The organism is Microbacterium sp. P5_B6 (assembly GCF_056400345.1).
This window is the reverse complement of record NZ_JBFULL010000006.1, coordinates 182,344-206,315: the sequence shown is the minus strand read 5'-3', so window position 1 is coordinate 206,315 and position 23,972 is coordinate 182,344. Positions and strand designations below refer to the sequence as shown.

The 23,972-nt window shown below is 70.6% G+C and carries 14 protein-coding genes; 9 read left to right on the top strand and 5 right to left on the bottom strand.

Annotation, left to right across the window (positions count from 1 at the left end; genetic code table 11):
- The first annotated feature begins 57 nt into the window (after nt 1-57).
- Nucleotides 58-2,739 (top strand): DEAD/DEAH box helicase, encoded by a 2,682-nt coding sequence (locus tag AC1DP3_RS10315; RefSeq protein WP_477293072.1) that lies wholly within the window; start codon nt 58-60, stop codon nt 2,737-2,739.
- 277 nt (nt 2,740-3,016) lie between these two features.
- Nucleotides 3,017-4,927, top strand: coding sequence for a DNA helicase RecQ (gene recQ, locus AC1DP3_RS10310; RefSeq protein WP_477293275.1), 1,911 nt, complete (start codon nt 3,017-3,019; stop codon nt 4,925-4,927).
- Between the two features lie 308 nt (nt 4,928-5,235).
- Here the strand turns inward: recQ and AC1DP3_RS10305 are convergent, their stop codons facing one another.
- On the bottom strand, nt 5,236-6,522 hold the full coding sequence (locus AC1DP3_RS10305; RefSeq protein ID WP_477293071.1) for a TetR/AcrR family transcriptional regulator: 1,287 nt from the start codon (nt 6,520-6,522) through the stop codon (nt 5,236-5,238).
- A gap of 150 nt (nt 6,523-6,672) precedes the next feature.
- On the opposite strand from AC1DP3_RS10305, the gene AC1DP3_RS10300 reads away from it, so the two are divergent.
- The 3 genes from AC1DP3_RS10300 to AC1DP3_RS10290 all read left to right on the top strand — a co-directional run bounded on the left by AC1DP3_RS10300 (nt 6,673) and on the right by AC1DP3_RS10290 (nt 10,790).
- Nucleotides 6,673-8,487 carry a glycoside hydrolase family 3 protein gene (locus AC1DP3_RS10300; protein ID WP_477293070.1) on the top strand — a complete coding sequence of 605 codons (1,815 nt, stop codon included), beginning with the start codon at nt 6,673-6,675 and terminating at the stop codon, nt 8,485-8,487.
- An 83-nt stretch (nt 8,488-8,570) separates the two neighbouring features.
- Complete coding sequence (locus AC1DP3_RS10295) at nt 8,571-10,271, top strand: formate--tetrahydrofolate ligase (RefSeq protein ID WP_477293069.1); 1,701 nt, start codon at nt 8,571-8,573, stop codon at nt 10,269-10,271.
- A gap of 36 nt (nt 10,272-10,307) precedes the next feature.
- On the top strand, nt 10,308-10,790 hold the full coding sequence (locus tag AC1DP3_RS10290; protein ID WP_477293068.1) for a glutathione peroxidase: 483 nt from the start codon (nt 10,308-10,310) through the stop codon (nt 10,788-10,790).
- 79 nt (nt 10,791-10,869) lie between these two features.
- Here AC1DP3_RS10290 and AC1DP3_RS10285 read toward each other — a convergent pair whose 3' ends face one another.
- Both AC1DP3_RS10285 and AC1DP3_RS10280 read right to left on the bottom strand, forming a co-directional pair.
- Nucleotides 10,870-12,138, bottom strand: a complete 1,269-nt coding sequence (locus tag AC1DP3_RS10285; protein WP_477293067.1) for a GNAT family N-acetyltransferase — start codon at nt 12,136-12,138, stop codon at nt 10,870-10,872.
- Nucleotides 12,129-12,629: a GNAT family N-acetyltransferase gene (locus AC1DP3_RS10280; protein ID WP_477293066.1), complete on the bottom strand. Its 501-nt coding sequence runs from the start codon at nt 12,627-12,629 to the stop codon at nt 12,129-12,131. Before AC1DP3_RS10280 ends, AC1DP3_RS10285 begins: the two co-directional genes overlap by 10 nt.
- A 210-nt stretch (nt 12,630-12,839) precedes the next feature.
- Here AC1DP3_RS10280 and AC1DP3_RS10275 point away from each other — a divergent pair, with 210 nt between their 5' ends.
- Nucleotides 12,840-14,945: an acyl-CoA dehydrogenase family protein gene (locus AC1DP3_RS10275; protein WP_477293274.1), complete on the top strand. Its 2,106-nt coding sequence runs from the start codon at nt 12,840-12,842 to the stop codon at nt 14,943-14,945.
- A gap of 211 nt (nt 14,946-15,156) precedes the next feature.
- Nucleotides 15,157-15,735, top strand: coding sequence for a DNA-3-methyladenine glycosylase I (locus AC1DP3_RS10270; RefSeq protein WP_477293065.1), 579 nt, complete (start codon nt 15,157-15,159; stop codon nt 15,733-15,735).
- Nucleotides 15,736-15,934: 199 nt separating this feature from the next.
- Here AC1DP3_RS10270 and AC1DP3_RS10265 read toward each other — a convergent pair whose 3' ends face one another.
- Together AC1DP3_RS10265 and AC1DP3_RS10260 are read right to left on the bottom strand one after the other, a co-directional pair.
- Complete coding sequence (locus AC1DP3_RS10265; RefSeq protein WP_477293064.1) at nt 15,935-18,445, bottom strand: glycoside hydrolase family 3 C-terminal domain-containing protein; 2,511 nt, start codon at nt 18,443-18,445, stop codon at nt 15,935-15,937.
- Nucleotides 18,442-20,508, bottom strand: a complete 2,067-nt coding sequence (locus AC1DP3_RS10260) for a beta-galactosidase (protein WP_477293063.1) — start codon at nt 20,506-20,508, stop codon at nt 18,442-18,444. Before AC1DP3_RS10260 ends, AC1DP3_RS10265 begins: the two co-directional genes overlap by 4 nt.
- A 59-nt stretch (nt 20,509-20,567) precedes the next feature.
- Here AC1DP3_RS10260 and AC1DP3_RS10255 point away from each other — a divergent pair, with 59 nt between their 5' ends.
- Nucleotides 20,568-22,982, top strand: coding sequence for a glycosyl hydrolase family 95 catalytic domain-containing protein (locus AC1DP3_RS10255; RefSeq protein WP_477293062.1), 2,415 nt, complete (start codon nt 20,568-20,570; stop codon nt 22,980-22,982).
- The gene (locus AC1DP3_RS10250; protein WP_477293061.1) at nt 22,976-23,971 is read left to right on the top strand and encodes a LacI family DNA-binding transcriptional regulator; all 996 of its coding nucleotides are present in this window, start codon (nt 22,976-22,978) and stop codon (nt 23,969-23,971) included. The genes AC1DP3_RS10255 and AC1DP3_RS10250 overlap by 7 nt, the downstream gene beginning before the upstream one ends.
- Nucleotide 23,972: the final 1 nt, after the last annotated feature.

Here is a 23,972-nt window from a genome sequence, read left to right as displayed (position 1 = left end):
CGCCCACACCTTCTCCGCCAGGCCGGGTCTCACGACCCGGCCTGGCAGACTCATGTGATGCCATCCACCCTGCGCGAGCGCGTGCCCGTCGGCGTCGACGCTGACTCCGCGTACGCGGGTTTCGTCGACTGGGCTGCTGATCGAGGGCTCACGCTGTACCCCGCCCAGGACGAAGCCGTCATCGAGATCGTCTCGGGGGCGAACGTCATCCTGTCCACCCCGACGGGCACAGGAAAGTCGCTCGTCGCGGTCGCGGCCCACGCCTTCGCGCTGGCGCATGGGGGTCGCACCTATTACACGGCCCCGATCAAGGCACTCGTCAGCGAGAAGTTCTTCGCTCTCGTCGAGATCTTCGGCGCCGAGAACGTCGGCATGGTGACGGGCGACTCGTCGGTCAACTCCGGCGCGCCGATCGTCTGCTGCACGGCGGAGATCCTCGCGAACCTCGCGCTTCGTCAGGGAGCGGATGCCGCGGTCGACCAGGTCGTGATGGACGAGTTCCACTACTACGGCGACCCCGACCGCGGATGGGCATGGCAGGTGCCGCTGCTCCTGCTGCCCCGAGCCCAGTTCATCCTGATGTCGGCGACCCTCGGGGACGTCACGGCCATCGCGGAAGACCTCGAGCGCCGGACCGGGCGGCCGGTCGCGCGCATCACCGGCGTCGAGCGGCCCGTGCCGCTGCACTTCTCCTATGCGGTGACGCCGGTCCACGAGACGGTCGAAGAGCTGCTGCAGACGGGCCAGGCTCCGGTCTACATCGTGCACTTCTCGCAGGCTGCGGCGATGGAGCGGGCGCAGGCGCTCTCGAGCATCCGGATCGTGAGCCGCGAGCAGCGCGACGCCATCGCCGAGGCGATCGGCGGCTTCCGGTTCACCACGGCGTTCGGCCGCACCCTGTCGCGCTACGTGCGCGCCGGCATCGGCGTGCATCACGCCGGCATGCTCCCGCGCTACCGGCGCCTGGTCGAGACGCTCGCCCAGCGCGGACTGCTGCGGGTCATCTGCGGCACCGACACCCTCGGCGTGGGCATCAACGTGCCGATCCGCACGGTGCTCGTGACGGCGCTCGCCAAATACGACGGACAGCGGATGCGGCAGCTCAGCGCCCGTGAGTTCCACCAGATCTCGGGGCGGGCCGGGCGCGCCGGGTACGACACGGCCGGAACCGTCGTCGTGATGGCACCCGAACACGACATCGAGAACGCCGAGGCGGTCGCCAAGGCCGGGACCGACCCCAAGAAGATCAAGAAGATCGTGCGCAAGAAGGCGCCGCAGGGCTTCGTGAACTGGGGCAAGGCGTCGTTCGAGCGGCTCGTCGATGCCGAGCCCGAGCCCCTCGTGCCGCAGCTGCAGCTGACCGCGGCGATGCTGATCAACGTCATCGCACGCGGGGGCGACGTCTTCCGGAACGTCCGCGCGCTCGTCCTCGACAACCACGAGCCCCGCGCCAGGCAGTACGAGCTCGCCCGGCGCGCGCTCGCCATCTTCCGCACGCTGCGCGCCGCCGAGGTGGTCACCGTGGACCCGTCGACCGGCGAGATCCGCCTCACGGTCGAGCTGCAGCCCAACTTCGCGCTCAACCAGCCCCTGTCGCCGTTCGCGCTCGCGGCGATCGGCCTGCTGGATCCCGAGGCGTCGGCCACAGCATCCCGCGCCCCTGCGAATTCCGGACCAGCGCACGAAACTCGGATGATCGAGTCTGATCCGTCCGAATTCGCCGCGAAGCTCCGAGCGACGGATGACACCGCATCGGCGGGGACGGATGCCGAGGACTCCACGGTGCGGGGGACGGATGCCGCTTCCCGGCCGTCCTTCGTCGGCACCGGGCACTACGCACTGGACGTCGTGAGCATCATCGAGTCGACTCTCGACGACCCGCGGCCGGTGCTGTCGCAGCAGCAGTTCCTCGCGCGCGGAGAGGCGGTCGCGGCGATGAAGCGGGACGGCATCGAGTACGAGGAGCGCATGGAGGCGCTCGAAGCGGTGACCTATCCCAAGCCGCTCGAGGAGCTGCTCATGCAGTCGTACGAGGTGTTCGCCTCGAGCCAGCCCTGGATCCGCGACTTCGAGCTGCGCCCGAAGTCGGTGGTGCGTGACATGTTCGAGCGCGCACTGTCGTTCGCCGAGCTCATCTCGGTCTACCAGCTCGCCCGGAGCGAGGGCCTCGTGCTGCGCTACCTGAGCGACGCCTACCGGGCGATCCGCCAGACGGTGCCCGCCGAGGCGCAGACCTCAGACCTCCTCGACCTCATCGCGTGGCTCGGCGAGCTCGTCCGGCAGGTCGATTCGAGCCTCGTCGACGAGTGGGAAGCGCTCGTCTCTCCCGCGGCCGATCCTGACGCACCGGTCGTCCCGCCCGCCCCGCCGTCGGTCCTCACGAACCGCCGCGCCTTCCTCGTGCTCGTGCGCAACGAGCTCTTCCGTCGCGTCCAGCTCGCCGCGCTGCAGAAGGACGACGAACTGGTGGCCCTCGACCCGGATGTCGACTGGCCCGCGGCGCTCGACGCGTACTTCGACGATCACGACCAGATGCTCACGGGCGGTGCGGCCCGCTCGCCGCGACTCGTGGAGATCGATGAGGCGGATGCTGCCGCATCCGGAATCTGGAGGGTCGAGCAGATCATCGACGACCCTGCCGGCGACCACGACTGGCGGATCCGAGGCGAGGTCGACCTGGCCGCTTCGGAGGAGGAGGGGACCGCGATCCTGCGGGTCACCGAGGTCGTGCGGCTCTGAGCGTGCGGGATCACCGAGCGCGGCACTCTCCTGCAACCGCGCCATCGCGCGACGCAGCGCTCGCAGGAAACTGCAGCAGTGGACGATCGGATGCCGACCGCCTCGCCCGCGTCCGCTCCTCCACACTCGATCGGCAACTGCGGGAGCCGCCCGTGACCCCGCTGGGGAGGCCGCTGTCGGACCGCGCGACTATCGTGAACAGGTGACTCCCGAACCCGGCTCCGTCTCGTCGTGGGGCGCTGACCCGTACGCGGATCTCGCGTGGAGTCCTGACGATATGGTCCCGCCCGAAGACTTCGAGGCGCCGCCGGACGATCCGTGGGGTACCGCGCCCCCGACGGTGAGCCTGCCTGCGCGCACGCGCGACTTCAGCGGCCGGCCTCCCCGCGCGATCCTGCATGAGGTCTTCGGCTACGACGACTTCCGGGGCGACCAGGCCGCGATCGTCGATCAGGTCGTCGGCGGAGGCGATGCGGTCGTCCTGATGCCGACCGGCGCCGGCAAGAGCATCACGTACCAGGTGCCCGCCCTGGCGCGTCCCGGGACCGGTCTCGTCATCAGCCCGCTCATCGCGCTCATGCACGATCAGGTCGACGCGCTCGTGGGCAACGGCGTCCGCGCCGCCTATCTCAACTCGACGCAGGCGCCGCCCGAGCGGCAGGCGGTCGAGCAGGCGTTCCTCGCCGGTGAGCTCGATCTGCTCTACGTCGCGCCGGAGCGCCTGTCTGCCGCGTCGACCACGGCACTGCTCCAGCGCGGGCGCCTCAGCGTCATCGCCATCGACGAGGCGCACTGCGTCTCGCAGTGGGGCCACGACTTCCGGCCCGATTACCTCGCGCTCGGCGACCTCGCCGAACGCTTCCCCGGTGTGCCGCGCATGGCGCTCACCGCGACGGCCACCCGTGAAACGCATCGGGAACTCACCCAGCGTCTCGGTCTCCCGAACGCCAAGCACTTCGTCGCAAGCTTCGACCGGCCCAACATCCAGTACCGCATCGAGCCCAAGAACGAGCCGCGCAAGCAGCTCGCCTCCTTCATCCGGAGCGTGCGCGAGGCGCAGCCCGAGGGCGCCGGCATCGTCTATGCCCTCAGCCGCAAGTCCGTCGAGCAGACGGCGGAGTATCTGCGCCAGCAGGGCATCGACGCCCTGCCGTACCACGCAGGGCTCGATTCCTCGGTGCGCGCGGCCAATCAATCCCGGTTCCTGCGCGACGACGGCGTGGTGATGGTCGCGACGATCGCCTTCGGCATGGGCATCGACAAGCCCGATGTCCGGTTCGTCGCGCACATCGATCTGCCGAAATCGGTCGAGGGGTACTACCAGGAGACGGGCCGCGCGGGCCGCGACGGCGAGCCTGCGCTGGCGTGGATGGCGTACGGCCTCGGCGATGTCGTGCAGCAGCGGCGGCTCATCGACCAGAGCCCGGGCGACCGCGCGTTCAAGACCCGGTTGGGACAGCACCTCGACGCGATGCTCGCGCTGTGCGAGACGGTCGGATGCCGCCGCCAGAACCTGCTCGGCTACTTCGGGCAGCAATCCACCCCCTGTGGCAACTGCGACACGTGCCTGCAGCCGCCGGAGACGTTCGACGGGACGGTGGCGTCTCAGAAGCTGATGTCGACGATCGTGCGCCTGCAGCGGGAGCGCAACCAGGCCTTCGGCGCCGGACAGCTCATCGACATCCTCCGCGGCAACGCGACCGACCGCGTCCGTCAGCAGCGCCACGACGACCTGTCGACGTTCGGGATCGGCGCCGACCTCACCGAGCAGGACTGGCGCGGGGTGATCCGCCAGCTCCTCGCCGCGAAGCTGCTCGTCGCGCGGGGGGAGTACGGCACCCTTGCGCTGGGCGACAGCGCGGGCGAGGTGCTGCGCGGGGAGCGCACGGTGCTGCTCCGACGCGATGTGATGGGTCGGCGCGGCTCGACATCCGTGCGACGCGCGACGGTTTCGGAGACGATCGAACCGGCCGACCGCGGCCTCTTCGAGGCCCTGCGAGCCTGGCGTTCCGAGGCGGCGCGCGAGCAGGGCGTGCCGGCGTACGTCGTCTTCACCGACGCCACGCTGCGCGCGCTCGCCGCCGCCCGACCGGGCTCCCTTGCTGAGCTCGACGGCATCTCGGGAATCGGCGCGAAGAAGCGCGAGACCTACGGCGACGCCGTCATCGCCGTGATCGCCGCCCACTGAGCGGCATCCATTCCGGCGCTGCACTTTCCTGCGAGCCCTGCGTCGCGTGGCGGCGCCCTCGCAGGAAACTGCAGCGCTCGGCGGCGTCGCTGATCCCGCCGCAGTCCGACGGAGCGCCGAACACCACCGGCTGCACAGAGCCCGCCCGCCGGAAGCGGCCGCACAGAGCGCGCCCGTCGGAAGCGGCCGCACAGAGCGCGCCCGTCGGCTTCGAGGCATCCAGCGCTGCACTTTCGTGCGAGCGCTGCGTCGGGTGGCGGCGCCCTCGCAGGAAACTGCAGCGCTCGGCGCGGCCGTCCGGCAGCGGATCACTCGACAGGCAGCAGGTCCTTCAGATGGGCTTCGAGGTGGGCGGCGACGTCGACACCCTGCGGGTCATAGAGCCACTGGTACTGCAGCCCATCCCAGAGGGCGACGAGCCACAGCGCCTCGAAGGTCGGATCGCGGTGCGCCGGCAGGTCGCCGTCGACCTGAGCGACGCGCAGCAGCGCCGTGACGTGGTCGACCACGGTGCGGAACCGGGTGCGGAAATACTCGTGCGCCGGATGTCCGGCAGGCACGGCCTCGCACGACAGGACGGCGTACACCTCGACGAGTCCCGGTGACTGTTCCGCACTGTGTGCGGCTTCCCGGGGGATTCCCCGCAGCACCTCGGCCGCTCGTTCGGGGCGCGGCGCCGCTTCGAGCACCCGGATCCCACGGTCCCGCTCGGCGAGCACGGCGCTCAGCAGCGCCTCCTTCGAGGGGTAGTGGTGCAGCAGGGTCGACTTCGACACGCCGACCGCCTGCGCGATGCTCTGCAGGCTCGTGTCGCCGTACCCGTCCTGCGCGAACAGCGCCATCGCGTCGGCCAGAATGCGCGCCCGCCGATCCCGACCCACGCGGTAGCCGGCCTCCGCCCGCACCTCGAACGCACCCAGATCCGGAAGGGGCACGAAGGCTGAGGGCGTGCCGGGCCGGCGCTGATCCAGGGGATCACGCCAGCCCACCGGCAGTGCGAGCAGCTCCTCGTGCGCGTCCAGTGCGCCCCCGACGTCGACGCGCTCCGGCAGGTACTGGGTCAGCAGCTGAAGCCCGTCCCACGCCGCCGCAAGCCGGATCGCCTCAGCGCGGGGATCGCGGTCGGGGGCGACAAGGCCGTCCTGGATAGCCTCGTGAAAGATGTCGGCCGAGAGCCCGATGAGCTGCGCATACCGGCGACGCATGAGCGCATGAGCCGGGTGGAGCGGCGTGGATGCTTCGCCGGTGAGCGCCGCGAAGAGTTCGAGGTAGCCGGGGACGCTCGCGTTCCGGCGTGCCATCTCGCCGAAGGCCAGCGGGCCCGGCTCGTCGGCTGCCACCCGCTCGAGCAGGTGCGCCGTGTTCTCGCGCTCCAGCCCGGCGACCACTTCGGCGAGCAGCTCGTCCTTCGTGGCGAAGTGGCGGAGCAGCCCGGGGTGGCTGATTCCGGCGGCTGACGCGATGTCACGGAGCGAGGTCGCCCGGTATCCGCGACCGACGAAGGCGCTGTGCGCCGCCTCGACGATCGCCGCGCGCGTGCGCTCCGTGCGTGCTCGTCGGGCTGTCCCCGGCCGCGCTGCCGTTGTGACGCTCACAGTGCCCCCTTCGGCGTCGACTCTAGCCGCGCGCAAGCGCTCGGGTCCACATTCAGTTACCACTCGGTCGGTTTCGTGTAGTGTCTGATCGGACTGCGCACCCGAGCGCGACCCCGAGAACGAGCGCCGACCGCGACGCCGAGGAGTGACATGACCGACATCACGACTGTGACGGATGCCGCGGCTCCCGTCGCCGACCGCCCCTGGCTCGACTCGAGCCTGCCTGTCTCAGAGCGCATCGAGCTGATCCTCGCCGAGATGACCGTCCAGGAGAAGGCCGGACTCCTCTTCCACACGATGATCGCCATCGGCGACCTCGATGAGGCGAACCCCATCTTCGGCACGCCATCCGCGCGCGAGGTCGTCGACGGCAGGCTCATGTCGCACTTCAATCTGCTCGGCGCGGCTCCGAGCGGCCGCCAGATCGCGGCGTGGCACAACGCGTTGCAGCGGCTCGCGGCATCCACTCGTCTCGGCATTCCCGTGACGCTCTCGACCGACCCGCGCCACTCGTTCAGCGACAACCCGGGCGCGGCGATCATGGCGGGCCCCTTCTCGCAGTGGCCCGAGACGCTCGGACTAGCCGCTGTCGGCGACGAGCAGCTCGTCGAGCAGTTCGCTGACATCGCACGTCAGGAGTACACCGCGGTGGGCCTGCGCGTTGCGCTGCACCCGCAGGTCGACCTCGCGACCGAGCCGCGCTGGGCCCGACAGGTCGCGACCTTCGGCGAGGACGCCGACCTGTCGGGCCGGCTCGGAGCCGCCTACATCCGCGGCTTCCAGGGCCAGGAGTTCGGTGACGGCTCCGTCTCGACGATGACCAAGCACTTCCCCGGCGGCGGCCCGCAGAAGGACGGCGAGGACCCGCACTTCTCGTACGGCCGTGAGCAGGTCTACCCCGGCGGGCAGTTCGAGCACCACCTGAAGCCCTTCGAGGCTGCGTTCGCGGCGGGCACGCGCCAGGTCATGCCCTACTACGGCATGCCCGTCGGCACCGAATACGACGAGGTCGGCTTCGGCTTCAACAAGTCGGTCATCACCGGGCTGCTCCGTGAGCGCTACGGCTTCGACGGAGTCGTCTGCACCGACTGGGGTCTTGTGAACGACGCCGTGATCTTCGGACAGCCGTCGGCCGCACGCGCATGGGGCGTCGAGCACCTCACGCCCCGCGAGCGGATGAAGATGATCCTGGATGCCGGCGCCGACCAGTTCGGCGGTGAGGCGTGCCCCGAGCTGCTCGTCGAGCTCGTCGCCGACGGTGAGATCTCCGAGGACCGCCTCGACGCCTCCGCCCGCCGCATCCTGCGCGAGAAGTTCGAGCTCGGCCTGTTCGAGAACCCGTTCGTCGACGAGGACGCCGCGGACGCGATCGTCGGCCGTGCCGACTTCCGCGCCGCCGGCGAGGCCGCTCAGCGCGCCGCCATCACCGTGCTCACCAACCGGCCCGTGCGGTCGAGCTGGGCGGACGAGGGCACCCCGGCGCTGCCCCTCGAGCGGGGCATCAAGCTCTATGTCGAGGGCATCGATCCCGAACTGGCCGCGCAGTACGGCGAGGTGGTCGCCACTGCGGAAGAGGCGGATGCCGCCATCCTCCGTCTGCACGCGCCCTACGAAGAGCGCGCGACGAGGTTCGAGAACTTCTTCCACGCCGGTTCGCTCGCCTTCCCGGAGGACGTCCTCGCCCACGTGAACGACATCGCGGCCACGGTGCCGACGATCGTCGACGTCTTCGCCGACCGGCCCGCCATCTTGGATTCGGTCGTCGAGTCCGCCGCCGCCGTCACGGTGAACTGGGGTGCGAGCGCCGCAGCTCTTCTCGATGTGCTGACGGGCATCGCCGACCCCCAGGGCCGGCTTCCGTTCGACCTGCCGCGCTCGATGGCCGCCGTCGAGGCATCCCGTCCCGACGTGCCGTTCGACACGGCAGAGCCGCTCTTCCGGTTCGGACACGGCCTCAGCCTCTAGCCACCGTCCCCGCGCCCCGGGCTGCGACCGCCGTGCGCGGTCGTGTCCCGGGGCGCTCGGCATCTCCGCCCGTAGGCTGGCGCTTGTCGACGACGACGCGGGGAGGACCAGTGGGGCTCAGCAACATCGAGATCGCCCAGGCGGCGCGGATGCTGCCCATCACCGAGGTCGCCGAGGGGCTCGGCATCCCCGAAGAGAGCCTCGAACCGTACGGGCGCCACAAGGCGAAGGTCTCGCTCCGGTTCCTCGACTCGATCGCCGACCGGCCGCCGGGGAGGCTCGTGCTCGTCACTGCGGTCTCGCCCACGCCGGCCGGTGAGGGAAAGACGACCACGACCGTCGGCCTCGGCGACGCGCTCTCGAGGATCGGCGAGCGCGCGATCGTGTGCCTCCGCGAGCCTGCGCTCGGGCCCGTCTTCGGGATGAAGGGCGGTGCGGCGGGCGGCGGGTACGCCCAGATCGTGCCGATGGAAGACATCAACCTGCACTTCACCGGCGATTTCGCGGCCATTGGCGTCGCCACCAATCTGCTGGCGGCACTCATCGACAACCACATCCAGCACGGCAACGCGCTCGGCATCGACGTCCGTCGCATCACGTGGCGGCGTGTGCTGGACGTCAACGACCGCGCGCTCCGGGACGTCGTGGTGGGACTGGGCGGTCCGGGGAACGGCTATCCGCGCGAGTCGGGCTTCGACATCGTGGTCGCGAGCGAGGTCATGGCGATCTTCTGCCTCGCCACCGGGCTGGCCGACCTGCGGGAGCGGCTCGGCGACATCGTGATCGGCCACACGCGCGATCGGCAGCCGGTGCGCGCCCGCGACCTCGAGGCCCACGGTGCGATGACGGCGATCCTGCGCGATGCGCTCGCGCCGAACCTCGTCCAGACCCTCGAGCACACCCCCGCCTTCGTCCACGGAGGCCCCTTCGCCAACATCGCCCACGGCTGCAACTCGGCGATCGCGACGCAGGCCGCGCTGCGCCTCGGCGACTACGTGGTGACCGAGGCGGGATTCGGCGCCGACCTCGGTGCCGAGAAGTTCGTCGACATCCTCTGCCGCCAGGCCGGCATGCGTCCGGCCGCTGCTGTCATCGTGGCGACGGTGCGCGCCATGAAGTACCACGGCGGGGTGGAGGTGGCCGATCTCGCCTTGGAGGACGTCGCGGCGCTGGAGCGCGGCATCCCGAATCTCCTCCGTCACCTCACGACCGTCCGAGAGACCTGGAACCTCCCTGCCGTCGTCGCGATCAACCACCGGGAGGAAGACACGGATGCCGAGGTCGCCGCCCTCGTGTCGGCCGTCGAGCGCGCGGGGGCTCAGGCGATCGTCGCCCGGCATTTCGCCGAGGGAGGAGCCGGGGCGGAAGAGCTTGCGCGGGCGGTGGTCGCGCTCAGCGCCGAGCCGTCCGAGCTGCACTTCACCTACCCCGACACGGCCACGCTGTGGGGGAAGATGCGCAGCATCGCGCAGCGCGTGTACGGGGCATCGGACATCACCGCCTCGACTGCGGTGCGGGCCCAGATCCGCCGGCTGCAGGACGACGGCTACGGCGAGTACCCGGTGTGCGTCGCGAAGACCCAGTACTCGTTCTCGACGGACGCGAAGCTGCGCGGGGCGCCATCCGGGCACTCGGTCGACATCCGCGAAGTGCGGCTCGCGGCGGGCGCCCGCTTCGTCGTGATGATCTGCGGAGACATCATGACGATGCCCGGTCTTCCCGCCTCGCCGGCCGCGAACACCATCGACGTCGACGACGAAGGTCGGATCATCGGGCTCTTCTGAGGAACACCGGACAGCTTCCTCCGGTTGAATGATCGTATGACCCTCACCGATATCCCGTTCCAGACGATGGAGGGCGAGACGCAGACGCTCGCCGACTACGACGGCAAGCTGCTCATGATCGTCAACGTGGCCTCGCGATGCGGCCTCGCACCGCAGTACGAGACGCTCGAGCGCCTGCAGCGCACCTACGGCGAGCGCGGCTTCCAGGTGCTCGGCTTCCCGAGCAACCAGTTCCTGCAGGAGCTCGGGAGCAACGACGCCATCAAGGAGTACTGCTCGCTGACGTACGGGATCACCTTCCCCGTGCTCGACCGCCTCCGGGTGAACGGACGCAAGGAGCACCCGCTCTACACCGAGCTCAAGAAGGCTCCGGATGCCGAGGGCAAGGCCGGCCGGGTCACCTGGAACTTCGAGAAGTTCATGGTCACCCCCGACCACAAGGTCCTGCGGTTCCGCCCGCAGACCGAGCCCGACGACCCGCGCGTGATCGAAGCGCTCGAGGCCAACCTCCCCGCCTGAGGTCGCGCCCCGCCGCTTCCTGGCCGCCCGGTGGGGAACGGGCGCGGAAGGGGCGTGCGAACGGGCGCGGCCAGGTGGATCAGGGCCGGGCCGGATACGTCCGGACGTGCGCGACGCGGAACCGGTGCGGAAGCGCCGCGACATCCCGGCTCCCCGACTCCGGCGCGAACTCGTACACGTCGAGCATGAGCTGCACCGGGTAGTCGATGCGCTGCGCGACGGTCTTGACCCATCTGCCGTCGATGAAGAAGCGCAGGCGCTGGGGCGTCCACTCGACCGCGTAGTCGTGGAACGCGGTCAGGTCGCCGTCGACCCGGATCTTCTCGAAGTCCTCGCGCAGGCGCGGATCGTTCTGCGGCTTGACGCCCATCCCTACCCAGCCTCCGGTGTCGTCGATCTCGGATCCGAAGATCTCGGCGATGCAGATCTCGCCGCAGTCGTCGGGCCGCTCCTCGAACCCGATGGGCCAGAGGGCCACCATGGCGGCGGGATGCCGGATCGCCGCCATCCGCGCTTCGATCACGCCGTGATGGACCAGCCAGCCCCGGTGCTCCTGCTGGTCCTGGACCACGACGAGCCCCGGACGGAACCGATGCTGTCCGATCCCACTGCCGATGGGTCCGGAGTGCTGCCCGGTCTGCACATGCGAGACCCGCAGCTCGCCGTCGAGTGCCGGCGCCCAGGGGAGCGTGTCCTCGTCGATCCGCAGCGTGAGCCCCGGAGGGTCGAGGTCGAAGCGCGCCGCCGCGAGCTCCCGTGACGACCAGTGCGGCGTGTAGAACGGCCACCACCGATCACGGTCGAGCGTCCCTCCGTCGAACCGCTCGTCGACCTCGGGCTCGCGGGCGGCGAGGTCGAGCGGTGACATGTCGAGCTCCCAGACGTTGAATGTGAGTTCGCCCCCTCGCCACTGTGCCGTCTCGGAGCCGGTGTGCGTGAAGCCGGCACCCCGGCACAGCGCGTTCGATCCCGGATTGTCGACGCCCGGATACGCGACGAGCAGACCGCGTTCACCGTCGGCGCGCACGTCCGCGATGAGCCGCCGCAGCGCCACGCGTGCAACACCGCGGCCCTGCCATTCCGGTTCGACGCCCCACCCCGTCTCGTACGCGGGCGTGCCCTTGTGCTCCATGCGCCACCAGCCGATCGACCCGGCAGCGACCCCGTCGACGTCGATGCGGAACATGTGGGCGTGGCCGCTCTCCCAGTGCCTCAGGTAGTTCGCGTGCCGCTCGACGAGCTTCTCCGGAGTCTCAGGGCCCCCGAGGAAGCGCGTCATCTCGGGGGTGTTGGCGCGCTCGAGCACGGAATGATCGCTGGAGCTCCAGCGGTGAAGGGTCACGTCCACGGCGTCGGTCTCGCGTCGATCAGCCAGATGTTCACATCGAAATCGCCGTCGTCCATGGGGAAGGTCCCCGTTCCGCGCAGTGCGAAGCCCAGGCGCTGGCACAGCGCGTTCGAGGCGGCGTTGTCCCTGGCGGCGTATCCGACGATCGCCCTCGGCTCGCTCGCCTGCGCGAGCTCGATGACGCGCGTGAGCGCCTCGGTGGCCACCCCGCGCCCCTGATGCTCAGGGCCGACGGCGCAGCCGACCTCGAAGACCGGCATCCCTTCATGCACTTCGTCCCACCAGCCCGCGTACCCGGCCGGCTCGCCGTCCACCTCGAGGCGGAACATCCTGCCGCCACCCGCCTCGGCGAAGCCGACGTAGAGCGCGTGCCGCGCGGCGAGGTCTTCGTCCGACTCGACGCCGCCGAGGAACCTCGTCATGTCGGTGGAGTTGGCGCGCTCGAGCACGCGCAGGTCGTCCTCCGACCACGGGATGAGCATCAGCTCCATCCGCGTCTCCTTCCCCGGCCGCCTTCGTCTCCATCCTGGCGGGGGTCGTCGACATCCGGTGCCCTGTTGATCCGGGTGTGGACACGACACAACCACTCGCGGCGCATGGCCGCGACACGTTTGTACAGTTCGGCAACCCATTTGGGCGCATGTTGTGGGAGACCTACCGTGAGAGACGTTCCCCTGTTCCTCATGCCGAGAGGCAACGCCATGGCAGACGCCGCAGTCCGCACCAAGAAGCCCGCCACGAGCAAGCGCACGCCCGCCGGTGGGGCCCCCACCGCTCCGCACACGCCGGAAGAGGCATCCGACCCCCGCATCGACGTCGCGCACGTGACCGACATGCTCCTCGGCACGTGGGCCGACACCCGCCGCCACGTCCGCGAGGTCATCAAGGACCCCGCGTTCTGGCGCGTCGAGGGGCAGCCCATGCCCGAGCACCGCGAACGCGTGCTCGCCCAGCTCCACGCGCTCGTCGACGCCGGCGGCTCACGCCGTYCGTTCCCCGAGGAGTACGGGGGCCTCAACAACAACGGCGCCAACATCGCAGGTTTCGCCGACCTCGTCCTCGCAGATCCGAGCCTGCAGATCAAGTCCGGCGTCCAGTGGGGCCTCTTCGGCTCGGCCGTCTATCAGCTCGGCACCAAGAAGCACTGGGACCAGTGGCTCCCGGGCATCATCGATATGTCGATCCCGGGCGCGTTCGCGATGACCGAGACAGGACACGGATCGGATGTCGCTGCCATCGGCACGACCGCGACGTACGACGCCGCCACCGAGGAGTTCGTCATCCACACGCCGTTCCGCGGCGCCTGGAAGGACTACCTCGGCAACGCGGCCATCGACGGGATCGCCGCCACGGTGTTCGCGCAGCTGATCACCGACGGCGTGAACTACGGGGTGCACTGCTTCTACGTGCCCCTCCGCGATGCGAACGGCGACTTCCTCCCGGGAATCGGCGGCGAGGACGACGGCGTCAAGGGCGGCCTCAACGGCATCGACAACGGCCGGCTGCACTTCGATCACGTCCGCGTGCCGCGCGAGAACCTCCTCAACAAGTACGGAGACGTCGCGGCGGACGGCACGTACACCTCCGACATCCCGACTCCCGGACGCCGCTTCTTCACGATGCTGGGAGCCCTCGTCCAGGGTCGGGTGTCGCTCGACGGCGCCGCCACCACCGGTACGGCGCTCGCGGAGTACATCGCGATCACCTACGGCAACCAGCGCCGCCAGTTCGATTCCGGTGCCGGAAGCTCCGAGGTCGTGCTGCTCGACTACGGCAAGCACCAGCGGCGGCTCCTGCCGCGCGTCGCCCAGACGTACGCCCAGTTCTTCGCGCACGACGAGCTGCTGCGCAAGTTCGACGGCGTCTTCGGCGGCACCGCCGACACCCCCGCCGAGCGCGAAGACCTCGAGACGCTCGCCGCGGCGCTCAAGCCGCTGTCGACATGGAACGCCCTCGACACGATCCAGGAGTGCCGAGAGGCGTGCGGCGGCGCGGGCTTCCTCGCCGAGAACCGGCTCGTCGGCCTCCACCACGACCTCGACGTCTATGTGACCTTCGAGGGAGACAACAACGTCCTCCTGCAGCTCGTGGGCAAGCGGCTCCTGTCCGACTACGCCACCCAGTTCAAGGGGAAGGATGCCGCAGCCCTCGCGCGCATCGTCGTCGGGCAGACAGCCGGGAAGGTGTTCCACGGCGCGGGCCTGCGCCAGCTCGGACAGACCGTCGCCGACCTCGGCTCCACAGCCCGGTCGGTCGAACTGGGCCTTCGCGCAGACCACCAGCACGAGCTGCTTTCGGGTCGCGTGCAGCAGATGGTGGCCACGATCGCCGGGCGCCTCCGCCCGGCCTCCAAGCTCTCGCCCGCCGAGGCGGCCGCCCTCTTCAACGCCAACCAGTCCGAGCTCATCGAGGCCGCCCGCGCCCACGCCGAGCTGCTGCAGTGGGAGGCTTTCACGGATGCCGTCAATGCGGTCGAGGCCCCCGAGACGAAGCAGGTGCTGACGTGGCTGCGGGACCTTCTGGGGCTCACGCTCATCGAGAACCACCTCGCCTGGTACCTCATCAATGGGCGGCTCTCGACGCAGCGCGCGGCATCCGTCGCCCGGTACATCGACCGGCTGTGCGCGCGGCTGCGCCCGCATGCTCAGGATCTCGTCGACGCTTTCGGCTTCGCGCCGGAGCACGTGCGCGCGCCGATCGCGTCGGGCGCGGAGCTCGAGCGTCAGGCCGAGGCCGCCGCGCACTACGCGGCCCTGAAGGAATCCGGCGAGGCGCCCGTCTCGGAGAAGTCGCTCAAGAAGTCCTGACCGCGCGCGCACGCCCGTGCGCGCCACCCCACGACAGGCCTTCTGCCCAGGGCAGGCCAGTTCTGCCCGGGATCGACCTGTTCTCGGCAGAACACCTGTTCTCGATCGGTGCACGAGTGCTCGGGCTGAGGCCCTCCAGGCCGGCGACCGACCCGAACAGCCGCGTGACCCGCGGCGGGGAAATGTCGGGCGCCGGACCTATTCTGGGGCGGTGAACACCGCGCTGCGCATCGGCCCCGACGGGCTCGCGCGCTGCGCGTGGGTCGGCGACGACGACGAGTACCGGCGGTACCACGATGAGGAATGGGGCGTGCCACTCCACGGCGATCGCGCCCTGTTCGAGAAGCTCAGTCTTGAAGGATTCCAGGCGGGTCTGTCGTGGATCACGATCCTGCGCAAGCGCCCGAGGTTCCGCGAGGTGTTCGCGGGGTTCGAGCCTGAGGCCGTCGCCGCGTTCGGCGAGGCGGACATCGAGCGGCTTATGGGTGATCCCGGCATCGTGCGCAATCGCGCCAAGATCGGCGCGACGATCTCGAATGCACGACTCGTCGCCGACCTCGAGGGCGGCGAGCTGGATGCTCTCCTGTGGTCGTTCGCCCCCGAGGAGGAGAGGCCTCGCCCGCAGGGATTCCACGAGATCCCGGCGAAGACTGCGGAATCCATCGCCGCGTCCAAGACGCTGCTGAAGCGGGGGTTCCGCTTCGTGGGCCCGACCACCATGTACGCGCTCATGCAGTCGGCGGGCATGGTCGACGATCACATCGCGGGCTGCCACCGCGCCATGGCCTGAGGCTCCCACGCGAACTCGAGCGTCAGCGTCCGTCACCCGCCAGCCCGGGCCGGCTCAGCCGCGCTTCGCGCCGCCCCCGGGCCGGCTCACCGGCGGTTCACCTCGCGGCGACCTTCACTCCCGCGCACCGGAAGATCCCACGACGAGCGACCCGCCGCGACCGCATGGCACCCGGGCCGCACCCGCAGCGCGCCGCGCTTCACTCCGCGATGACCTGCAGTCCGGCGCGCACCGGCAGTTCCCACGAGGACGGACCCGCCGCCACGGCATAGCGCCCCGGCTGCACCCGCAACGCTCCGGCGTGCAGCCAGTCCTCTGGCGCGCCGTCCAGGCGGAGCGCGTCGTCCCACACCGACAGCCGGTCGAGCGCGAATTCGAGCTCGACCTCCCGCGACTCGCTGGGTGCGAGCCGCACGCGGCGGTAGGCGACCAGCACGCGGCGCGGAGTCGCGATCGGCAGGCCCTCATCGGCGAAGGCGTAGAGCTGCACGAGCTCCTCGGCATCCCGTTCACCGGCATTTCGCACGCGGACGACCGCCCGCACCGTCGAGTCCGCATCACGGGGCTCGAATCCGGGATGCCGGTGCGTCGGCGCGGGTGCCGGCACGGCCGCGTCGACGAGCGACAGCGACTCGTAGGCGACGGCCGAATAGGTCAGGCCGTGGCCGAAGGCGAAGGCCGGCTCGTCGGCCTGATGCCGGTAAGTCGCTCCCTGCCGCAGCGTGTCGTAGTCGAACAGGTCTCCCGCCTGCTCGGGGCTCATCGGCCACCCCTGCGCCAGGCGCCCGGTGGGTTCGGTGTCGCCTGAGATGACATCGACGAGACCGTGGCCGAGCTCCTGGCCGCCGTGGCTCGACCACACGACGGTCTCGGCATCCCCCGCTCCGCCCAGGATGTAGGGATAGCTCGACATGATCGTCAGTACCGAGCGGGCGTTGGCCTCGCGCGCGGTGCGCCAGACCTCCACGGCGGCCTCGGGCAGATAGAGGTGCGGCCGGTCCTCCGTCTCGCGGCCGGACAGGTGCGGGTCGTTGCCGACCGCGACGATGACGGCGTCGGCGCGCCCGGCGGCCTCGGCGATCGCCTGCTGGCCCGAGCGCACGGTCCGCACCGCGAAGCGCTCGGCTGTCTCGAGCGTCGGCGCCTCGGCGACGAGCAGCCCGGCGTGCCTCACGACGCGGACCCACCGGCCCGAGCCGAGGTGCAGCAGCGACCACGAGCCGTCAGGATGCACGTGCCGGCGGAAGCTCTCCTGCGCGATCCACCCTCCCACGCGCGGCGCATCCGCGCGCATCGGCCAGTGCCCGCCGGTGAGCAGGAGTCCGCTCGCCTGGGAACGCAGGCTCAGGATGCCGTCACCCCAGTCCGTCACGTGGAACGCGGCGGCCGCGCCCCCGTCGGCCGACGCGGCCTCGACCACCGAGCCGTTCTCGTCCGCGACGACATAGCGTCCGTTCGACAGGGCGCGGAGGGTCACGGTGTCGGCGCCCGTCACCACCTCGACCACGGCATCCGGATACCGCTCGGCGAGTGCCTGTCCGATGCCCACCGAATACGGGGGCGTGCCGGCGTACCAGTCGGTGAGCACGGCATCGGCGAGGGGGCCGACCACGGCGACACGTGCCGGATCGGCGAGCGGAAGCACGCCGGCGTCATTGCGCAGCACGACGACCGAGCGGGCGACGGCCTCGCGGGCCAGCGCGCGGGACTCCGGCAGATCGATCGCGTCCACGCCGATCGACAGGTACGGGTCGTCGTCGCCGTCGAACTCGCCGGTGCGCAGGCGCAGCTCGAGCAGCCGGAGCACAGCCGCGTCGATGTCGTCGGTCGTGAGCCGCCCGTCGGCGAGCGCTTCGCGCAGGTAGTCGATGGTGGATGCGGCGTTCGCGTCGTTGTCGGTGAACGAGTCGAGGCCCGACCGGACGAGGGCGACCGCGGCGGCCACGTGATCGGGTTGTGAACGCTGGATCGTCACGAGGAAGGTGGGGGCACCGGCATCCGACACGATCGCGATCGAGCTGTCCGTCCACGACCGCGCCTCGGCCACGAGCTCAGGCTGCGTGTGCGCGGGCGTGCCGTTGACCTGGTTGTACGAGAGCATCATGGCCCCCGCGGCCTGCGCTTCGATGGGTCCACGGAAGGCGGGCAGCTCCTCCTCGTGGAGAGTCCGCAGCGAGAGCTCGGAGTCGGTCGCCGAGCGGTCGGTCTCGTTGCTGTAGCCGAGGAAGTGCTTGAGCGTCGGCACCGTCCGCCACACTCGCGGGTGGTCCCCGCGAAGACCCCGGGAGTACGCGGTGCCGAAGTGCGCGGTGAGGTGCGGGTCCTCGGAGTAGCCCTCTTCGTTCCGGCCCCAGGACGGATGCCGGAGCGTGTTGACGACCGGAGCCCACGTATTGAGGCTCACGGCCGGGTTCTCGGCCCGCTTCGCCCGCACCTCGACGGATGCCACCTCGGCCACCTTCTCGATGAGGTCGACGTCCCAGGTGGCCGCGAGGCCTACCGGCTGAGGGAAGACGGTCGCGGTGCCGAGCCACGCGACGCCATGGAGAGCCTCGCACCCGGTGTGGAATCTGCCGACGCCGAGCCGCTCGATCGCGGGGGCGGCCTGGTGCAGCATCGCGAGACGTTCGTCGGGCGTCAGCTGGTCGAGCAGATCCCGGGCGCGCACCTCGAGCGGCTGATCGATCTGCCGGAACACAGGGGTCGTCATCGAACGGTCTCCTTGTCGACGCCTTCGGCGTTGTTGTGGCGGGCGACGAGAACCGCCGCGGTGTCGGCAGCCAGCGACACGCGATCATCGATCGCAGCATTCGAAAGCAGATCCCGCCATAGTCCAGGCACGTCGACCTCGCGCTTCTCGGCACCGTGGTTGAGCAGGAACAGCGCGTCCCCGCGGCGGACGATCTCGACGTCGGCCGGGGGATCCGCCACCTCGCCCTCGACTCCGCTTCCGGCGAGTGCATCGCCGATCACGGCCGAGAGCGCGTCATCTGAGAGGACCCCGCCGATGTACCAGGCCGTCCCGTGGCGCGTGACCGCCGGGGCGCCGGAGAGATGGCCCGACGCGAAGCGCGCGAGCACCTCGGCGCCGTCGGTGCGAAGACGCTCGCCGAGGATCGACGCGCTGTGCGTACCGCCGCCTGCCGAAGCCCACTCGGGCGAGATGTCGAGCAGCGTCGGCTCGTCGGGGAGGCCGACCCACTCCTCGCCGCTGACGCCCAGGATGTCGCGCAGCAGCACCGGCGAACGGCCCTGAAGGATGCCGGCATTCGCGTCCGCGACTCCGGAGAACGGGCCCACGACGAGGCTCGCGCCGGCCTCGACCGCTGCTCCGAGTCCGGCGGCGGCATCCGGTTCGATGATGTAACTGTGCGGCACGAGCACGACCCGGTAGCCCGACAGGTCGTCTCCCGGGCGCGCGATGTCGGCGGCGATCCCGCGCTGCCAGAGCGCCCGGTACCAGCGCCCGAGCTGCTCGAGGGTGTCGAGGCGCTCGGTCGGGCGAGCCGGTTCTTCCCCGGCCCACCACGACGGCCAGTCGAAGAGGAGGACGACGGATGCCTCGACCCGGCCGCCTGCGACGGGCCGCAGATTGCGGAGGCTCTCGCCCAGGTCGCACATCGACCGGAAGACGTCGGTGTCGGCGCCGGCGTGCGGGAGCATCGCGGAGTGGAAGCGCTCGGCGCCGCTGCGGGACTGCCGCCACTGGAAGAAGCAGACGGCGTCCGCTCCGCGCGCCACCGCCTGCAGAGAATCGAGCACGGTCCGGCGGGGGGACTTCGGCAGGTTGTGTGGGCGCCAGGAGGTTGCGCTGACGGCGTGCTCCATGAGCACCCACGGGCGTCCGCCGCCGAGCGACCGCATGAGGTCGTGGGTCAGCGCCGCGTCCGAGGCCGCAGTGGGCGACGAATGGTCGACGTAGTGGTCGTCGGCGATCACATCGACTTCGTCCGCCCAGGACCAGTAGTCCACGAGGTGCGAGAACTCCATGAAGTTGGTCGTGATCGGCTGCGTCGTGCCGGTCGCGCGGATGGCGTCCCGCTGCTCCGCGTAGACCTTCAGCAGCTGATCGGAGCTGTACCGCCGGAAGTCGAGCGACTGCGCCGGGTTCACCAGGTAGGGCATGCGTCGGGGCGGCAGCACCTCGTCGAAGGCGCGATAGCGCTGGGCCCACACCGTCGTGCCCCACGCCTCGTTCAGCGTGTCGACCGTGCCGTAGCGGGCACGGAGCCACTCCCGGAACTCGCGGGCCGACTCGTCGCCGAAGTCGACCTGACCGTACTCGTTGCCGACGTGCCACATCCGGACGGCCGGGTGCCGGGCGTAGCGCTCGGCCAGTGCGGTCGTGATCGAGAGCGCATGCCGGCGATACACCTGCGACGCCGGCGTGAACTGGTTCCGCGCCCCTGCGATGAGGCGGACGCCGTCGCGGTCGACCGGCAGGGTCTCCGGGTGCAGCACGCCGAGCCATGGCGGGGGAGAGGCGGTGGGAGTGGCGAGGTCGACGGCGATGCCGCGCTCGTGCAGGATGCCGAGCACGTCGTCCAGCCACCCGAAGTCGAATTCGCCCGGTGAGGGCTCCAGGCGCGCCCAACTGAACACGCCCACAGTGACGAGGTTCACCCCCGCACGCTCCATCAGCTCGGCATCCTCGAGCCACGTCTCGCGGGGCCACTGCTCCGGGTTGTAGTCGCCCCCGAAGCAGATTCCGACGTCGTCGACAAGCGCGGAGAAGGCACCCCGGGAAGGGGTTCGGGAAACCGGAGTGAGCAACGCTGGACCTTTCGCAACATCTTCGAAGCGCTTCAACACGGATACCATATACTGCGTGTGTGACCCTGTCCACGCACAGTCGCGCGGCACTCCACGAGCTTCGGTCGTCCGTCGCCTCGAGGCGGTGGCTCGACGCCTACCCCGTCGGAAACGGCGTGCGCGGAGCCATGTGCGCGGGGCGCGCGGGCGCCGAGAAGCTGTGGCTCAACGACATCACCGCGTGGTCCGGCGCAGCCGGAGCCGATCCCCTTTCCGGCGTCTCCCGGCAGGGCCGGGAGGCGCTCGCGGCGGTGCGCGCGGCGCTCGCCGTGGATGACCTCGACACCGTCGAGCAGCTGCTGATGCAGATGCAGGCACCCTGGGTTCAGGCGTACCTGCCGCTCGGCTGGGTCGACATCGCGGTGCTCACTCCCGATGCTCTTCCCGTCGCGGTGGATGGAGAGGCGCGGCTGCTCCGACGGCTCGACCTCACGACGGGAACCGCCGTCCACGACTACCGCGCGATGGACGGGCGCATCCGCCATCGCACGTGGGCGGATCTGGTGACCGGTGCCGTCACGCACGAGATCGTCACCGATCAGCCGACCCGCATCGAGGTCGCAGTCGGATCGCTGCTCCGCTCCGGCGGCCCGCCGCGCTCCGAGCGGGGCGCACTCGCCACCGAGTGGTCGCTCCCGGTCGACGTCGCGCCGGGGCACGAGCATCCGCCCGAGCCCGTCCGGTACGACGAGGAGTCGGGTCGGCACGGGGCCGTGGTCGTCCGGAGCGCGGGCGATTCGGAGGTCGTGGACGGCCGTCTCCTGACCGCCCCCGCCATGGTGCATCTCTTCACGATCGCGACGGCCACGGCACCCTCGATCGATGGGGACGAAGACGCCGGGACGGATGCCCTCGCCCGCGCGGTTGCGCTGCTCGACAGCATCCCGAAGTCGTCCGACGTGGCCGCGACCGCTGCCGACCTGCATGCGGCGCACGCCGCGGCGCACGGGGCCCAGTACCTCCGGAGCACGCTGGAGCTGCCCTCACCCCCCGACGCGCTCGAACTCGACAGCGGGGAGCGGGTGCGCCTCGCCCAGGCGCGCGCGGACGAGGGTCTCGCCGCGCTCGCATTCCACTACGGGCGCTACCTGCTGATCGCGTCCTCGCAGCCCGGAGGCCTGCCCATCACGCTGCAGGGCCTGTGGAACGCCGAGCTTCCGGGCCCATGGTCCAGCGCCTACACGATCAACATCAACACCCAGATGGCCTACTGGCCGGCCGAGACGACGAACCTCGCCGAGTGCCACGAGCCGCTGCTCGACTTCACTCGGCGGCTCGCCCAGACCACGGGTCCCGTCGTCGCCCGGCAGCTGTACGGCGCGGACGGGTGGGTCGCGCACCACAACTCGGATGCCTGGGGCTTCGCCGCGGCGGTCGGGGCGGGCCGCGGCGATCCGGCGTGGGCGAACTGGCCGATGGCGGGCGTCTGGCTGGCGCTGCACCTGTGGGATCACTACGCGTTCGGGCTGGACGCCGCATACCTCCGCGACGACGCGTGGCCCGTGCTGGAGGCCACCGCCCGGTTCGCCCTGTCGTGGATCACCCTCGAGGGCGGCACCGCGTCGACCGGTCCTGCGACCTCGCCCGAGAACCACTATCTCGACGACGCGGGACGAGCGCGGTCCGTCGCATCGTCCACGACGATGGACGTCGCGCTCTTCCGTGCGCTCGAAGACGCGTGCCGTCGCGCGGCCGAGGTGCTCGGCATCCGTCCCTCCTGGCTCGAAGAGCTGTCGGCCCGCACCGATGCGCTGCCCGAGCCTGCGGTCTCGGAGCGGGGAGACCTCATCGAATGGGACCGCGAGCGCCGGGATGCCGAGCCCGAGCACCGGCACGTGTCGCACCTGATCGGCCTCTTCCCGCTCGCGCAGATCACGCCGGAGGAGACGCCCGCACTGGCGACGGCGGCCGCCCGGTCGCTCGAGCTGCGAGGGCCGGAGTCGACCGGATGGGCGCTCGCCTGGCGCGCCGCGCTCTGGGCCCGCCTCCGCGACGGCGGGCGCGTGCACGAGCTCGTCCGCCGCGCGCTGCGGCCGGCCGAGCCCCTGACACCAGGCGAAGGTCACGCCGAACATCGAGGCGGCCTCTACCCGAACCTCTTCAGCGCGCACCCGCCGTTTCAGATCGACGGCAACCTGGGGCTGACTGCCGCGATCGCCGAGGCTCTCGTCCAGTCGCACCGCGACGGGATCTCGCTGCTGCCCGCGCTGCCGCCGCAGTGGCCGGCCGGCGCAGTGCAGGGCCTCCGCGCGCGCGGGGGAGTCATCGTGGATATCGAGTGGGATGCCGGGCGCCTCGTCCGTGCGCGGCTCCACGGGGGAGCGCAAGCGACGACAATGGACGTGTCCGACCCGAACGGACCGATCGGCACGTACGACATCGTGCCCGGCGCCGTGACGGTGCTGGACGCAGGAGAGCGGGGAACCTCATGGTGACGATCGCGGATGTCGCTCAGGCGGCAGGCGTGTCGATCTCGACCGTCTCGTACGTGATGAGCGGCAAGCGCTCGATCTCTCAGGAGACGCGGGATCGCGTCGAACTGGCGATCACGAGCCTCGGCTTCAGCCCCCACGCGGGGGCCCGATCACTCGCTTCGCGCTCGACGAACGTCATCGGGCTGCAGGCGCCGCTGCGCAGCGGCGTCGACGTCCACGTCATCATGCAGATCGTGACGGGGATCGTGACCCAGGCGCGCAAGCGCGGGTACGACATCCTGCTGCTCACGAGCGACGACTCCAAGGCGCTGGAGCGGGCGGCGCGAGCGTCGATGGTCGATGCGCTCGTGGTGATGGACGTCGAGTCCGACGACCCTCGCATCGACACGCTCGTCACGCTCAAGCATCCGAGCGTCCTGATCGGGCTGCCCGCGGGGCGCCAGACGATCCCCTGCGTCGACTTCGACTTCGAGGCGGCCGGCTGGCTCGCCGTGGATCGGCTCAAGTCCCTCGGCCACCGCCGCCTCGCCCTCATCGGCTCGCCTCCCGAGGTGATGAAGCGTCACACGTCCTACGCGGAGAGACTCGCACGCGGGTTCCTCGCAGCCTGCGAAGCCAGCGGACTGGAGGGCACGGTGCACCCGTGCCCGAGCAGCACCAAGGCCGTCGCGATCGTCGACCGGGTCGTCGCGGACGACCCTTCCATCACCGGCTTCTTCGTCCACAACGAGGGTGCGCTGCCGCACGTCGCCGCGCGGCTCGCCGAGATCGACCGCCGCCGCGATGCCGACCTCTCCATCGTGGCGCTCTGCCCGGAGGACGTCGCCCGGCTGGTTCCCGAGCTCGTCGACAGCATCGCCGTCCCGGCCGAGGCGATCGGCGCTGCCGCGACCGACATGATCTGGGAGATCCTCACCACGGATGCCCGCCCCGGCGTGCGCCTGCTGCCCCCTGTGCTGTCGGGCGGCGTCCTGGCCCCGAGCGCATAGC

Bases quoted from the DNA above. Each gene is read 5' to 3' on its own strand.
- AC1DP3_RS10315 (WP_477293072.1), top strand. From the start codon at position 58: ATGCCATCCACCCTGCGCGAGCGCGTGCCCGTCGGCGTCGACGCTGAC.
- recQ (WP_477293275.1), top strand. From the start codon at position 3,017: ATGGTCCCGCCCGAAGACTTCGAGGCGCCGCCGGACGATCCGTGGGGT.
- AC1DP3_RS10300 (WP_477293070.1), top strand. From the start codon at position 6,673: ATGACCGACATCACGACTGTGACGGATGCCGCGGCTCCCGTCGCCGAC.
- AC1DP3_RS10290 (WP_477293068.1), top strand. From the start codon at position 10,308: ATGACCCTCACCGATATCCCGTTCCAGACGATGGAGGGCGAGACGCAG.
- AC1DP3_RS10280 (WP_477293066.1), bottom strand. From the start codon at position 12,629: ATGGAGCTGATGCTCATCCCGTGGTCGGAGGACGACCTGCGCGTGCTC.
- AC1DP3_RS10265 (WP_477293064.1), bottom strand. From the start codon at position 18,445: ATGACGACCCCTGTGTTCCGGCAGATCGATCAGCCGCTCGAGGTGCGC.
- AC1DP3_RS10250 (WP_477293061.1), top strand. From the start codon at position 22,976: ATGGTGACGATCGCGGATGTCGCTCAGGCGGCAGGCGTGTCGATCTCG.